The 15,007-nt window shown below is 35.1% G+C and carries 9 protein-coding genes and 2 tRNA genes; 6 read left to right on the forward strand and 5 right to left on the reverse strand.

The annotated features are described in order from the left end of the window. Nucleotides 1-170: 170 nt before the first annotated feature. On the forward strand, nt 171-1,133 hold the full coding sequence (locus tag PMI13_RS09665; protein ID WP_007843156.1) for a YpdA family putative bacillithiol disulfide reductase: 963 nt from the start codon (nt 171-173) through the stop codon (nt 1,131-1,133). Between the two features lie 257 nt (nt 1,134-1,390). On the opposite strand, the gene PMI13_RS09670 is transcribed toward PMI13_RS09665, so the two are convergent. The 5 genes from PMI13_RS09670 to fbp form a co-directional block, all read right to left on the reverse strand. Continuing rightward, nucleotides 1,391-3,424, reverse strand: a complete 2,034-nt coding sequence (locus PMI13_RS09670; RefSeq protein WP_007843158.1) for a TonB-dependent receptor — start codon at nt 3,422-3,424, stop codon at nt 1,391-1,393. Nucleotides 3,425-3,537: 113 nt separating this feature from the next. Then, a complete protein-coding gene (locus PMI13_RS09675; RefSeq protein WP_081491296.1) occupies nt 3,538-4,713 on the reverse strand; it encodes an MFS transporter in 1,176 nt (391 codons plus the stop codon). 351 nt (nt 4,714-5,064) lie between these two features. After that, nucleotides 5,065-6,738: a glutamine--tRNA ligase/YqeY domain fusion protein gene (locus PMI13_RS09680; RefSeq protein WP_007843171.1), complete on the reverse strand. Its 1,674-nt coding sequence runs from the start codon at nt 6,736-6,738 to the stop codon at nt 5,065-5,067. Nucleotides 6,739-7,262: 524 nt separating this feature from the next. Continuing rightward, complete coding sequence (locus PMI13_RS09685) at nt 7,263-8,267, reverse strand: o-succinylbenzoate synthase (RefSeq protein ID WP_007843174.1); 1,005 nt, start codon at nt 8,265-8,267, stop codon at nt 7,263-7,265. Further along, nucleotides 8,268-9,284 (reverse strand): class 1 fructose-bisphosphatase, encoded by a 1,017-nt coding sequence (fbp, locus tag PMI13_RS09690; RefSeq protein WP_007843175.1) that lies wholly within the window; start codon nt 9,282-9,284, stop codon nt 8,268-8,270. Nucleotides 9,285-9,598: 314 nt separating this feature from the next. On the opposite strand from fbp, the gene PMI13_RS09695 reads away from it, so the two are divergent. The 5 genes from PMI13_RS09695 to PMI13_RS09715 all read left to right on the forward strand — a co-directional run bounded on the left by PMI13_RS09695 (nt 9,599) and on the right by PMI13_RS09715 (nt 14,539). Further along, nucleotides 9,599-10,837, forward strand: a complete 1,239-nt coding sequence (locus PMI13_RS09695) for an aspartate kinase (RefSeq protein ID WP_007843176.1) — start codon at nt 9,599-9,601, stop codon at nt 10,835-10,837. Between the two features lie 22 nt (nt 10,838-10,859). After that, nucleotides 10,860-12,701: a lysophospholipid acyltransferase family protein gene (locus tag PMI13_RS09700; RefSeq protein ID WP_007843179.1), complete on the forward strand. Its 1,842-nt coding sequence runs from the start codon at nt 10,860-10,862 to the stop codon at nt 12,699-12,701. 108 nt (nt 12,702-12,809) lie between these two features. After that, nucleotides 12,810-12,882: transfer RNA gene (locus PMI13_RS09705), tRNA-Phe, on the forward strand. 119 nt (nt 12,883-13,001) lie between these two features. Continuing rightward, a tRNA-Phe gene (locus PMI13_RS09710) sits at nt 13,002-13,074 on the forward strand. 244 nt (nt 13,075-13,318) lie between these two features. Next, complete coding sequence (locus tag PMI13_RS09715) at nt 13,319-14,539, forward strand: site-specific integrase (RefSeq protein ID WP_007843181.1); 1,221 nt, start codon at nt 13,319-13,321, stop codon at nt 14,537-14,539. Nucleotides 14,540-15,007 lie beyond the last annotated feature (468 nt).

Genomic DNA, 15,007 nt, shown 5'->3' on the forward strand with positions numbered 1-15,007 from the left:
TGACATCATTGATCAAGATAGATTAATTGCGGCTTAAATCGAACTCACGTTAATTATGATTTTAATGTTTTATAAAATCACCAAAACTGATGCCAACAAAAATAGTGGGAATAGATAAGTTCTTTTGCCTGTGATAAGCTTAATATTAAGGTTTTAAGTACATTTGTCATATGGAAATTTTAGATATTCTCATTATCGGAGCCGGGCCTATTGGTCTTAATTGTGCCCTTGAAGCTAAAAAAAACAGTCTCACTTATTTAATCATAGAAAAAGGAACCATTGTCAATTCACTGTACAACTATCCTTTATACATGCGGTTTTTTTCAACCGCTGAAAAATTGGAGATCGATGGAATTCCGTTTATATCAACAGCTCCTAAACCCGGCAGGCAGGAAGCTTTGGAATATTATCAGGGAATTGCAAGACAAAAGAACCTCAATATTAATTTATATGAAAAGGTAGTGAAAGTTTCAAAAAATAATGATGTATTTGAAATTGAAACCACAAAATCAAAATATGCTGCGAAGAATGTGATTATTTCCACCGGTTTTTACGACATCCCGAATCTGATGAATATTCCCGGAGAAAACCTTCCGAAAGTAAAACATTATTATACCGAACCTTATCCATATGCCAAACAGAAAGTTGTGGTGGTGGGCTCGAGCAATTCGGCGGTAGATGCTGCTTTGGAAACCTATAGAAAAGGAGCTGAAGTCACCATGATCATCAGGCATTCCGAAATATCAAAAAGTGTAAAATATTGGGTAAAACCGGATATTGAAAACAGGATTACTGAAGGAAATATTACCGCTTATTTTAATTCCGAGATTTTAGAAATAAAGGAAAATACACTTGTATTTAATGATGAAAACGGACAGGCTCATGAGATTGAAAATGATTTTGTTTTAGCCATGACAGGTTATCTTCCGGATTTTGATTTTTTAAGAAACTCAGGAATAGAATTACAGGGAGATTGCCTGAACCCACTCTATCATCCGGAAACAATGGAAACCAATATTAAAAACCTTTATCTGGCGGGTGTGGTTTGTGGGGGAAAAGACACTCATCTCTGGTTTATTGAAAACTCCAGAATTCATGCAGAGATGATTATCCGGCATATTGTTTCGAAATAGTTCCTGTTAAGCGCAGTACTTTCCAGAATGTTTTTAACGCTTAAAAACTGATCCTGTGTTTATGCCAGAGCCAGGATAAAAACCTGATGACTTAATGATCTGCAAACTTTCAAAAAATACAACACAAACTTTGTCATTCCGTAAGAACCTCAACGAACGTGAATTTAAATGGAAAAAATTTATAATCTCACTGATTAAGCTGATATTTGTATTAAGATCTATGAAAGCCAAAAATTTAGTGTCTTTATGATTAAGCTTTAAAAATCTATTTTAGCTCCAATAATAAAATTCCTTTTTGCAGCCGGATTGTAAAATCTGCTTCCAAAAGCATTGGTATCAAAACCTAATACATAATCCGTATTGTAAAGGTTCTGAATCTGAAGATACAGATTAAGCCTTGCTTTTTCAAAATTAACGGGAAACCTGAACTGAATATTTCCAACAAAGCTCGATTCGGACCATACGGAATTAGCATCATTCAGAGGAGTTTTTGAAGTATAAAAATGGGAATAATCTATTGAGAGTTTTTTTAAGAATACAAAATTCAGTAAGCTGTTGATTGTTGTTGCAGGAACTCCGGTGAGATCATTTCCGGAAAACACCTGATTGTTTCCGGTATAATTTTCAAATTTAAAGTTGTAGAAGCTTCCTGAAATCCTGAATTTAAAACGACTCGGAAAATCATTCTGAAAGTTAAAGCTTTTAGATTCCAAAAGTACTTCAAAGCCTTTCTGACTGGTGCTTCCCTGGTTAACAAAAAACTCCTGGCCTGCTTCGTTCTGTCTTCTTACAATAGCATCTTTCATCCGGAAGTCAAAATAACTTCCTTCAATGAAAATTGTATTTCCAAACTGTTTCCGTAAACCCAATTCCTTATTCCATCCGTATTCCGGAACAAGGTTCAGATTAAATTGCTGGTCCGAAGAACGGACTTCCTCATTGGTTGGGGCAGAATTTCCTTTCCCAGCCTTCACCCGTACTGAAAACCCTTTTCCTAACAGATAAGTAATTCCAAAATTGGGGAGCCATTGATTTTTAAAATGTATTTTTCCATTCCCGGAAACCGGATATAATCTTTCCCATTCGTATGCATTGGAGTTCAGGCTTATGGAAATATCTGTAAATAGTTTTTCAGCTATATTGAATTTCTGCGAAAGAAAATAAAACCCGGAGGTATTTTTAAGCTGGTCAAAGTTCTGCGGGTTGCTTTCATTTCCTTTGTTATTATCATAATTTTTAATGAGAATAGTATTGATTCCTCCTTCAAAACCCAATCTCCAGGCTAATGAAACTGTATTCCAGCTCTTCTCATAATTGAAATGAGTTCTTAAAGCGAAATTCTTCTCAAAACGGTTCTCAAAATTGGTGATGAAAGGATTTTCAAAATCTACATAAGATCCCTGGAGTAAAATAAAATGGGAGAATTGTGGACCTAAATTATATTCATGTGAAACTCCGGCTAAAATCATTCTGTTCCGGATTCCCGCATTCTGTTCTGCCGCACCCGGAAGTGTTGCTGTTGCCGGTCTGGCTTGTTTCCTGTCTATTTGCATCTGCTCAAGCGTAAGCCCTCCCGGAGTTTGGTACTTCAGGTCTGAAAATAAAAGCATCGCATGTAACGATGCTTTTTGTGTATATTGAAACCGGTCTTTTAAAAATATGAGTTTTCTCTCAGCTGCAGACTGTTTCCTGTAAGAATCTGTCCTGTAATAATTTTCGAAAATTTCAAAAAAATGTTTTCCCGATTGTTTTGAAAAACGAATGCTTTGATTAAAAGTTCCATAACTTCCTGTAGCCAGGTTCACAGATAAATTGTCAGCTTTTTTTGTCTGAAGTAAAAGTGTTCCCCCTGTTACTGCTCCGTAATCACCACTTTCAGGTCCTTTATAAACTTCCATTCTGTCGATTAGTTCAGGAGAAAGAGTATTAAAATAAGTATTTCCCGAAGCATCCGACAAGATAAAGTCATCAAGATAAACCTTAATATTCCGGACTCCAAAGGGTGACCGTAAAGTGCTTCCCCGTAAGGAAATCCTATAGCTTGCAGGGGAACGTTCCTCCATTCTGGCACCTGCAATCTGGTTAACGGATTCCAGCATTCTTTCAGGAGTATTCTGATTCAGAAGATTCTCTGAAGCCACAGAGACTGATTTTGTAGAAGTGATAAAAGGAGTCGGTTTTTTATAGGCATCAATTTTCACTTCAGAAATTAAGGCCAACGAATCTCCTCCTTTTTGCGAAAAGAGAGCTGAATTGCAGAATACCAGAATTAAAAAACCATATTTTGTCATTAATACAAAGCTAGGAGTTTATTTAAAATGAATGAAATCTGTTTTGTATTATGTATTAAAAATCCAAATTACCAACACTCATAACTCATAACTCATAACTTATAACTTATAGCTTATAACTCCTGACCTCCAGCTTTATCTTTAAGCATCCACGGAACAATAAAATAAAGAGCAACTGCAATAATAGTTGCTAAAGTCCCGGTTCCAAGCCATAAAACAGTAAACCCGAATTTCTCTGCAATCAAAGTTCCTGCATAAGGCGTAATGATAAATGCAATGGAAAATGATATCCCGTTCAGTCCCATATAAGCTCCTTTATTATTTTCTCCGGAGCGTAAAGCGGTGATGGTTGACATGAAAGGCAACGTCCAGATTTCTCCGATACACAGTATCGTCATCGATACGACCAGCGTAATCATACTGTAATCGAATGCCATCATAGCATATGAAAATCCGCATAGGAAAGTTCCCAAAAGCATGGTAAAAGCAAGCTTAAAATATTTTTCCGCAATCTGTACAAATGCCATTTCCAGCAACACGATCAGGAAGCCACTATAGCCTAAAATATATCCTATACTCTGCTGGCTCAGATGTGCTGTATCTTTGTAGAAAATTGTCAATGTGCTGAATAACTGGAAAAAGCATATGGAAAAGAGCATGCAAAAGAAACAGTAAATTAAGAATTTAGTATCGCGGTACGGCGAATTTTCTTTTTTAATGAATACAGCTTCTTTCACTTTTTTAGCTTTTCTAACGGCCAGTTTATTCCGCTTCCCGAAAAACCAGATATACATCAAGCCTGCCAATAAAGCTGCTAAAGCATTACTGAAAAATAAAAATTCATAAGAAATTGCTGATAAAATCCCACCTAAAGCCGGACCAATAGAAAATCCTAAATTTATCGCCATCCGGTTTAATGAGAATGCTCTCGTAATATTTTCAGGTTTTGCATATTTGGTAATGGCTACCGAGTTAGCCGGACGAAAGGTTTCACTTACAATACTTTGAGCCAGAATAATACCTGCCAGCCCCACTTCAGTTTTAAAAAGCGGAATCAAACAAAACAATGGCACACTCAACAGCAGGCTTAAACTCTGTACCCGGTATTCCCCGATTTTATCTGTAATCATTCCTCCGAACCAGGAACCGAGTACTGATCCTATTCCGAAAAAACTCAGGATAACTCCTGAATTTTCAATACTGAAATGCAGATGAGCCGTCATGTATACTCCCAGAAACGGGAGTACCATAGATCCGGACCGGTTGATGAGCATTACCAATGCCAACATCCAGCTTTCCTGAGAAAGCCCTTTAAATGAACTTGTATATATGTGTAGTAGTTTCACAATTTTAAATTTTGTATTTGGTTAACACAACAGTACAAAGATTAATAGCTTAACTGATCAGGTTAAACAAATGCGCTTATTTAACTAGAAAACAGATTGTATTTCTTAAATAAGTTTACGCCTTTGTTTATCTTAAATCACATTACAATTAATTTTCTTTGCATACCCTTGCGGTTATATAAATTAAAAGTTTCCGATACATTTTTCTCCTTTTCAAAAACCACTGAACTGACAATAAAAAACAGGGCCTAAAAATCAAGCCCTGTTTATTTAATATATTGGTATCAATAATTTTTACTCCGGCTTATAAGAGTCTTTCAATGTTACAGTACGGTTGAATACCAGATTGGTCTCAGTAGAGTCCTGATCTTTTGTAAAATATCCAATTCTCTGGAACTGTAAAGGTTCTCCAACAGCTACATCTTTTAAAGCAGGCTCAGCAAATCCTTTAATAATGCTCACCGATTCAGGGTTGATGAAATCCAGGAAATCCACATCTTTTTCAGCATCAGGCTGTTCAACAGTGAATAAATTCTCAAAAATTCTTACTTCCACAGGGATTGCATGTTTTACAGATACCCAGTGTAATGTACCTTTCACTTTTCTTAAGCTCTCTTCAGTTCCGCTTCCTGACTTGCTTTTTTCATCGTAAGTAGCATAAATCGTGGTAATTTCTCCGTTTTCATCCTTCTCCACTCTTTCAGCTTTGATGATGTATGCAGACTTCAAGCGGACTTCACCTCCTAATTTTAATCTGAAAAATTTATTATTGGCTTCTTCTTTAAAATCTTCACGCTCAATGTATAATTCTCTTGAGAATGGAATTTCTCTTGTTCCGGCACCTTCCTTTTCAGGATTGTTTTCAGTTTCCACCCATTCTTCTTTCCCTTCAGGATAATTTTCGATCACCAATTTTATCGGATCTACTACTGCCATGACCCGTTTAGCCACTTTGTTGAGATCTTCACGGACACTGAAATCCAATAATTGAATTTCAATCAGGTTTTCTCTTTTTGCAACTCCTACTCTTTCAATAAAATTCCTGATGGAAGCAGGTGTAAAACCTTTTCTTCTCATTCCGGAAATTGTAGGCATCCTCGGATCATCCCAGCCTGTCACAACATTTTCAGCAACAAGCCTTTGAAGCTTTCTTTTGGATGTGATCATATAAGAAACATTCATCCTTGCAAATTCTCTTTGCTTCGGTGCTACTTTAGATTCATCATATACCTGATCCAGATACCAGTTATAAAGCGGTCTGTGATTTTCAAATTCTAAAGAGCACAATGAATGGGATACTTGTTCTAAATAGTCAGATTCACCATGAGCCCAGTCATACATAGGATAAATTTTCCATTCGGTACCCGTTCTATGGTGTGGCCTTTTTAAAATTCTGTACATCACAGGATCACGCATGTTCATATTTGGTGAAACCATATCAATTTTAGCCCGAAGTGACATGGCACCTTCCTCAAACTCACCGTTTTTCATTCTTTCGAATAAGTCTAAAGACTCTTCAACAGGACGGTTTCTGTAAGGTGATTCGATGCCTGGTTCTGCAGGATTCTTTCTTTGCTCAGTGATCACTTCTGATGGCTGCTCATCTACATATGCCTTCCCTTCTTTGATCAGCTGTACGGCCCAATCATAAAGCTGCTGGAAATAGTCTGATGCATACAATTCTTTATCCCATTTGAAACCAAGCCATTCAACGTCTTTTTTAATAGAATCTACAAATTCCTGTTCTTCTTTTTCAGGGTTTGTATCGTCGAAACGCAGGTTTACGGGAGCATTGTATTTTTCACCCAGACCAAAGTTGATGCAGATGGCTTTCGTATGCCCTACATGCAGGTACCCGTTTGGTTCAGGGGGAAAACGGAAACGGATCTGATTTTGATTCAAACCGTTTGCCAGATCATCTTCAATAATTTGCTCAATAAAATTGAGTGTTTTTTTTTCTTCTTCCATTAAGTTAGCTTTTATATGCAAAAAAAGGTTCACAAAGTTAGGGAAAATTTAGGGTTTACGAAAGTGATGATTAAAAAAGAAGACCCGCAATAATTCAACATTTTTTCAAAAATAACAATCAATAATATAATATTGTAGTAAAGTTTAAAACTAATTATGGAATTTATAAAAAATATTACTTTTTACAAAGAAAATCATATTCCGGCCTGTATTTAGGCTTATAAACCTAGTTCTCAGTAGATTAAAAGAAAATGAGAATATTTTCACAATAATCAGTTAACAATCTGTTAAAATATAATTATTAATAAATTTTTATGTTAAAAATTATCAATAATCAAAAGTTGGCATAAAGATTGCTTATTTCTAGGAATAGAGAATTAACCAAATCCATTAAATTTTCCATCATGAAAAAGTTTAAGCTAAAGTTTTCTCATTTATTAGAGAACATCAAGAAAGCGATCTTCGTTACTGAAGAGATTTAATTAGACTTTAACTGGAAAAGTAACACAGTTTCCAGGTTACTATTATGCTTTAAAAAGCAATCGTTCTCCTCGCAAATCCAAATGATTATCAAAATTATTAGTAAATAAGCCTCCTGTGCCCAGGCCTTGAGGCATTTTACTTTTTTTAGTATAGGTATACTGTGCTATAGCGTTTAAACCGATATTACTTTCAAGGGCGGAAGTGATCCACCAGTTTATATTTTGTTTTTCGGCAAGGGAAATCCATTCGTCAGAACCCGAGAATCCACCTACCAAAGCCGGTTTAAGAATAATATATTGAGGCTTTATAGCTTCTAAAAGCCTTTCCTTTTCATTGTAATCGGTGATTCCTATCAATTCCTCATCCAATGCGACCGGTGTTGGAGTATAGGCACATAATTCTGCCATATCATCCCAATTTCCCGATTTAATCGGCTGCTCGATGGAATGAATATGAAGATCTGCCAGTTGCTGTAAAACTATTTTAGCTTCTCCAGTATTAAATCCTCCATTGGCATCTACCCGTAATTCTAATTTTTCCTTCGAGAACTTAGCTCTTAATTTTTGGAGAATTTCATGTTCCGATTTCCAGTTTACCCCTATTTTTAATTTAATACAATGAAAACCCTGATCCAGTTTATCCTGAATCTGTTCTTCCATATAATCAGCATCCCCCATCCAGATCAAACCATTGATAATAATCGGGAACTGTCCGTCGGTAAATTCACTTGGAAAATAAAGATTGCTTCCGTATTTCAGATTTCGCATCGCCTGCTCATATCCAAACCAGATTGAGGGAAATTCTTTTAATTCTTTTTTTAAAAACCCGGCATCATCCTGAATATTTTCACAAAGCCACTGTAGCTTTTCTTCATAATCCGGTCTGTCATCAAAACTCAGGCCTCTGAAAACGGCACATTCACCTGTTCCTTTTCTATCATTTTCTAAAATTTCAAGAATAAAGGTTTCTTTTTCAGACAAAACGCCTCGAGATGTTCCACCCGGGCGTTTGAATTGTAACAGGTATTTAAAATATTCTGCTCTCATTTATTTTACACTATCGATTCGCATAAATTCCTCTGCTTTTTCCACCATATCGATACTTCCACAGAAAAACGGAATTCTTTGATGAAGTTCTGTAGGCTCTACTTCAAGAATTCTTTGAAATCCGTCTGTCGCTTTTCCTCCGGCCTGTTCAGCTAAAAATGCCATCGGATTACATTCATATAGTAATCTTAATTTACCATTCGGAGCCTGGGAATAAGAAGGATAAATATAAATTCCACCCTTCAGCATATTTCTATGGAAATCAGCCACTAAAGATCCGATATATCTTGAGGTATATGGCCTGTCTCCTTCTTCCATCTGACAATATTTAAGGTAATTTTTAACTCCCTGAGGGAATTTAATATAGTTTCCTTCGTTGATTGAATAAATTTTACCCGTTTTCGGGAACTTCATATTAGGATGAGAAAGATAATAAGTTCCCAGAGACGGATCCAGTGTAAATCCGTTTACCCCGTTTCCTGTTGTATAAACAATCATTGTTGAGGAACCGTAAATCACATAACCTGCTGCAATCTGGTTAACCCCTTTTTGTAAAAAGTCTTCCAGCTGGACCGGAGTTCCTGGTTCTGTAACTCTTCTATAAATTGAAAAGATCGTTCCTACAGAAACATTTACATCAATATTTGAGGATCCGTCAAGAGGGTCGATCAATACAACATATTTACTTAAGTGACCATTTTCACCACATTTAATATCAATAAAATCATCATTTTCCTCGGAAGCAATACCACAAACCACTTCTCTCTGTGACAATGCAGTAATAAAAATATCATTGGCAATCACATCAAGCTTCTGCTGCTCTTCGCCCTGAATATTTTCATTTCCGGCTTTACCTATAATATCTGCAATTCCAGCCTTGTTTACTTCCCTGTTTACCACTTTTGAAGCCAATCTTATTGCACTGAGAAGACGAGAAAATTCTCCTGTGGAGTACTGAAAGTCATCCTGCTTATCAATAAGAAATTCCCCTAAAGTCTGTAATGGTTGATCTGACATATTTTATTTTTTATGTTTTCACCAAATTTCGTAAAATTTATAATAATGGAAAGAATTTTCTTTCAAAATAGATTACCTTCTGTTTATCAACACAATACATCAATATACATCTATCACATTTAAATTACACCTTCATAATTAATCACCGATATAGGATACCAGGGAAAAGGAATTCCAGCAATCACCCTTATTTTAATAAAATCTTAATTACGTGTCTCCGCTGCCTCTTTCATATCTCATTGTAAATTTATAATTTTGACCTCCGTAAAAAACTCAACTAATTTTTATCTAACAATTTTATTTTTAACAATTTAATGAAAATTTTCAAGTTTGGTGGGGCATCTGTAAGAGATGCCGAAAGTGTAAAAAATGTATCTATGGTTTTAAAAAGCCAGGGATTTGCCAAGTGTCTGCTGGTAATTTCAGCGATGGGCAAAACAACTAATGAATTGGAAAAAGTGGTGGAGCTTTATTTCAAGAAGGATAACTATCAAACTGAAATTGAAAAGATAAAACGAAAACACATCGAAATTTCACAGGGCTTATTTCCGGAAAATCATGCTGTTTTTGCAGAAATAAATTTGTTTTTTGATGATATTGATTCTTTTTTGAGAAGAAATAAGTCACCTAATTATAGTTTTGTGTATGATCAGGTGGTAAGCTGCGGAGAAATGATTTCTACCAAGATTGTAAGCGAGTATCTTAATGAGATACAGTTTACCAATCAATGGCTGGATGCAAGAGATTATATAAAAACGGACAACTCATATCAGGAAGGTACTGTAGACTGGACAAGAACTGAAGAGTTTATGTCTACGCTCAATCCGGAAATCTGCTATGTAACGCAGGGTTTTATCGGTTCTGATGAGAATAATTTCACGGTAACATTAGGAAGAGAAGGTTCCGACTACTCTGCCGCTATTTTTGCCTATTGTTTAAATGCTGAAGCTATGACCATATGGAAAGATGTTCCGGGAGTAATGACAGGTGATCCGAGAAAATTCAAAGATGTAAGCCTTCTTTCCAATATTTCTTATGAAGAGGCTATTGAAATGGCATATTACGGCGCAAGTGTAATTCATCCGAAAACATTACAGCCACTACAGCAAAAAAACATTCCTTTTTATGTAAAATCTTTCATTGATCCTACAAAAGAAGGAACAAAAGTAGGTGCTTCAACAGAGAACCAACAGGAGGAATCCTATATTTTAAAAGAAAATCAAACATTGCTAAAAATATCCACAAGAGATTTTTCTTTTATCGCTGAAGACCATATGAGTTTAATTTTCGGATATTTGTCAAAATATAAAATTAAAGTTTCCCTCATGCAGAATTCAGCAATTTCATTAGCTTTATGTCTGGAAGATAAATTCCATACCATAGATGAGCTTAATGAAGAGCTTCAAAAAGTGTTTAAAACTGAGGTAGTGAAGAATGTATCTTTATTTACGGTACGAAATGCGAAGATTGATAATATTGATAAATTTTACCAGGAAAAAAGTGTTTTATTAGAGCAGATCTCAAAAAATACACTTCAAATGGTAACACAATAAAACTAATAGCGACTAAAAACACATGAGTTTAATTTCGAAAAACGATTTAATTAAAGCTTCCGGCTTGAGTAAAATAGGATTCCTGAAGAATCCTGTAGCATCTGCTGTAATGAGCCTTACTAAAATAAATGAAGTAAATAAGCTGTATGATAAGCTCAAAGATAAGGAAGGCAAAGACTTTTTCGACTCATTTGTAAGAGAGAGAAACTTAAGTTATATCGCTTTTGAAGAAGATTTGGCTAAAATCCCGAAAACAGGACCTTTTATTCTTGTTTCCAATCATCCGCTTGGGGCTATTGACGGGATTTTAATGTGCAAAATTTTATCAGAAGTTCGTCCGGATTTCAAAGTAATGGGTAATTTTCTCCTGGAGAAAATAAAGCCTATGGAACCGTATGTAATTTCTGTAAACCCTTTTGAAAATAGGAAAGAAGCTTACAGCAGCTCATCCGGGATGCGTGAAACATTAAAGCATCTTCAGAACGGAGGCTGTGTAGGTATTTTTCCGGCGGGTGAAGTTTCCAATAAAAATAACCCGTACGGAGAAATTTTAGATAGAGAATGGGAAAAACCGGCCCTTAAGCTGATTAAAATGGCAAAAGTGCCAGTAGTTCCCATGTATTTCCATGCCAAGAACAGCCGCTTATTTTATCAGATTGCCAAACTCCATCCGAATTTGCAGACCCTGATGCTTCCTTCGGAAATGATGAATGAAAGGGAAAAACCAATCCGTATCAGAATCGGAAAACCGATTGCCGTAAAGGCGATGGATGATATGGAAACTATTGAAGAATTGGGAGAATTCCTTAAACGTAAGGTATATATGATGAAGTCTTACTATGAAAAAAGGAAATCACTGGCCCAGGCCATTAATCTTCAGAACCTTTCATTAAAATTCCCTTTGCTGAAAGAGGAAAATATTGTTCAGAATATCATCGATGAAACGCCAAAAGAAGATATTATTCAGGATATCAGCAAACTGAAAGGCACGGATAAAATGCTTTTCAGCAACGGTAATTATGAAATTTATTTTACCACCTATGAGGAAATCCCTTCTGTAATGAGGGAAATAGGCCGTCAGAGGGAACTTACCTTCCGTGCTGTTGGTGAAGGCAGTAATCTTCCTTTTGACCTTGATGAATATGACAAACATTATCATCATCTTTTCCTTTGGGATAATGCAGAAGAAAGACTGGTCGGAGCTTACAGAATGGCTCTGGGTAAAGATGTGATGAAAAAATACGGCATTAAAGGGTTTTACACCAGTTCTTTATTTGAATTCGAGCAGGACATTCATCCTTTCTTTAAAAAGGTAATTGAAATGGGACGCGCTTACATCTGTCAGGAATACCAACAGAAACCGCTTCCGCTTTTCCTTTTATGGCGCGGAATTGTTCATGTGTGTTTGAGAAATCCTGATCATAAGTTTCTTATGGGCGGTGTAAGTATCTCCAATAAATTTTCGGAGTTTTCAAAATCTCTGATGATCGAATTTATGCGTTCGAATTATTATGATGGCGCAGTTGCCCAATATATTACTCCAAGAAATGAATATAAAGTAAAGCTTAGAGACCGTGATAAAAATATCTTCTTTGAAGAAATGGAATCTGATCTTAACAAGCTTGACAAAATCATTGATGACCTTGAACCGGAGCTAAGACTTCCTGTTTTGATCAAGAAATACATCAAACAGAATGCAAAAGTAATCGCATTTAATGTAGACCCAAACTTCAATGATGCCATCGACGGACTGATGTATATCCGTATCAGTGACCTTCCGGAAAGCACGATTAAGCCTGTATTAGAGGAAATGAGCGAGCAAATAAGAAAAGAACAGGAAAATAATCCGGCTGAAAATCAATAGGTTTTATTTTTATCTGAAAAAAATCCCGTTAATACTTGCTTCATATATGAAAACTTCTTACTTTTGCAACACTTTAAAACAACGAAGTAAGACAAACAAAAATATAATGGTTTCTTAGCTCAGTTGGTAGAGCAATGGATTGAAAATCCATGTGTCCCTGGTTCGATTCCTGGAGAAACCACAAACCGCCTGAATAAGGCGGTTTTTTATTCCATTTGTTAAAAAAACATTTGGAGGGTATTGTAAAAATTATTATTTTTGCCCCCACTTTAAATAACGAAGTAAGACAACAAACTATATGGTTTCTTAGCTCAGTTGGTAGAGCAATGGATTGAAAATCCATGTGTCCCTGGTTCGATTCCTGGAGAAACCACAAGAAATTGGATGATTTCTAACAAAACCCCTCAAATTGTATGATTTGAGGGGTTTTTATTTTGAGTAGTATATCAAAATAAGCCATTTTCTCAAATTGAAGGTGACCTTTTCGGTGACCTATCCATTTAGACTTTTTCAGGTAACCGAATTTCTCTAAAAGTCCCATCAGTACAGGTGTTCAATAATCGAACATCTTGATTAATGGGTCACCGGAAATTATTTTAACCTTTAAAGTCATTATTATGAAAACTAAAATCTCAGTATTGTTTTATGCTAAAAAATCTAAAGCAAAAAACAATCTACAAGTTCCAGTTTATTTGCGAATTACTGTTAATGGAAAACGCTCAGAGTTCTCCACAGGTAAAATGGTGGATGCTTCTAAATGGAATTCAGAAATGAGCCGTTTAAAAGGCAATTCTGAGGAGGCACGCACAGTTAACAAGTATTTTGATGTTTTACTATCAAAGATCCTCGAAATTGAAAAAAATCTCGTTTTATCAGGTGAATCCTTTGATGCAAGTGATGTTAAAAACCTTTTCACAGGAAAACAGAATACTGAACGCTACTTAATCCCAATTTTTCAAGATCACAATAACAAAATGGAAAAACTCATTGGAAAAGAATATGCACTAGCTACTCTCAAAAATTATAAAACATGTTTATCTCACTTAAAAAAGTTCCATAAGAACTTTTTTAAAAAGTCAGATATCAATATCAAAAAAATAGAGCCTGCATTCCTCAATGATTTCGATTTTTTTCTTAGAACCGTAGCAAAATGCAATAATAATTCTACAGTCAAGCATACTAAAAACTTGGCAAAGATTCTCAAAACATGTTACCATAACAATTGGATTGAAAAAGATTTGGTGATGTACTATAAAGGAAAGTTCAATGAGGTTGCCGCAAATTTTCTTATACATGAGGAAATTAAAACTATGCGGAATAAAGATTTTGCAGGTCAGGGGTTAAATCTTGTTCGGGATATTTTCATCTTTAGTTGTTATACAGGGCTAGCATATATTGACATTTACAATTTAACAAAAGATCATATTTCTACAGGAATAGATGGTGGCTTATGGATCAAGACCCACAGACAAAAGACAAGGACTGCATCGAATATCCCACTACTTCCAATAGCAGAGGAAATACTGAGAAAATATGAAAATCACCCTACGACTATACAATCAGGTAAATTGTTACCAGTTTATACTAATCAGAAAATAAATGAATATTTGAAAACGATTGCTGAAAATTGCGAGATTAGTAAAAAGCTTACTTTTCATACTGCCCGGCATACTTTTGCAACTACAGTAACTTTAGGAAATAATGTCTCCTTGGAGAGTGTAAGCAAAATGTTAGGTCATGAAAGTATTAAAACGACTCAGCTTTATGCTAAAATTTTGGATAAAAAAGTAGCTGAAGACATAGGTACCTTAAAAAGTTTATTAAGAGTAAATTGTTAAATATCATTTTGATGTGTAATATAAAAGTTCAGAATTAAAAATTGAAAAATGCTGTAAAAGATATTTTACAGCATTTTTTATTAATTTGATCGAGATAGTAGTCACCAGGAAGGGAAAACCACCTATTCTTTAAATCTCTTTATTTATCGACATTTCCTGAAATTAAGATCCAGTTACTCACCGAATTACTCACTTTTGAAATGTAGGTTTTTGATTCGTTTTGTTAAATCAAATTTAAAGAATTATATTGAATACTATTATGTTTGTAATCAAATGTTTCCGTTTATTTGGAAAAATAAGCAATAAGATAATAGAATGTAATTCGAATTTCCAATACGTGCATGAAAATCATCCATATTTTCCTTTTAGGTGAATATTTTTATCCATCTTATCAGAATACTGTAAAATAGTATAGAATATCTGTTACTGTTGAAAGGATATCATCACTTTAATTAATATTAAACTGTG

The sequence above is a fragment of the Chryseobacterium populi genome (assembly GCF_000282115.1).
Taxonomy (GTDB): domain Bacteria; phylum Bacteroidota; class Bacteroidia; order Flavobacteriales; family Weeksellaceae; genus Chryseobacterium; species Chryseobacterium populi.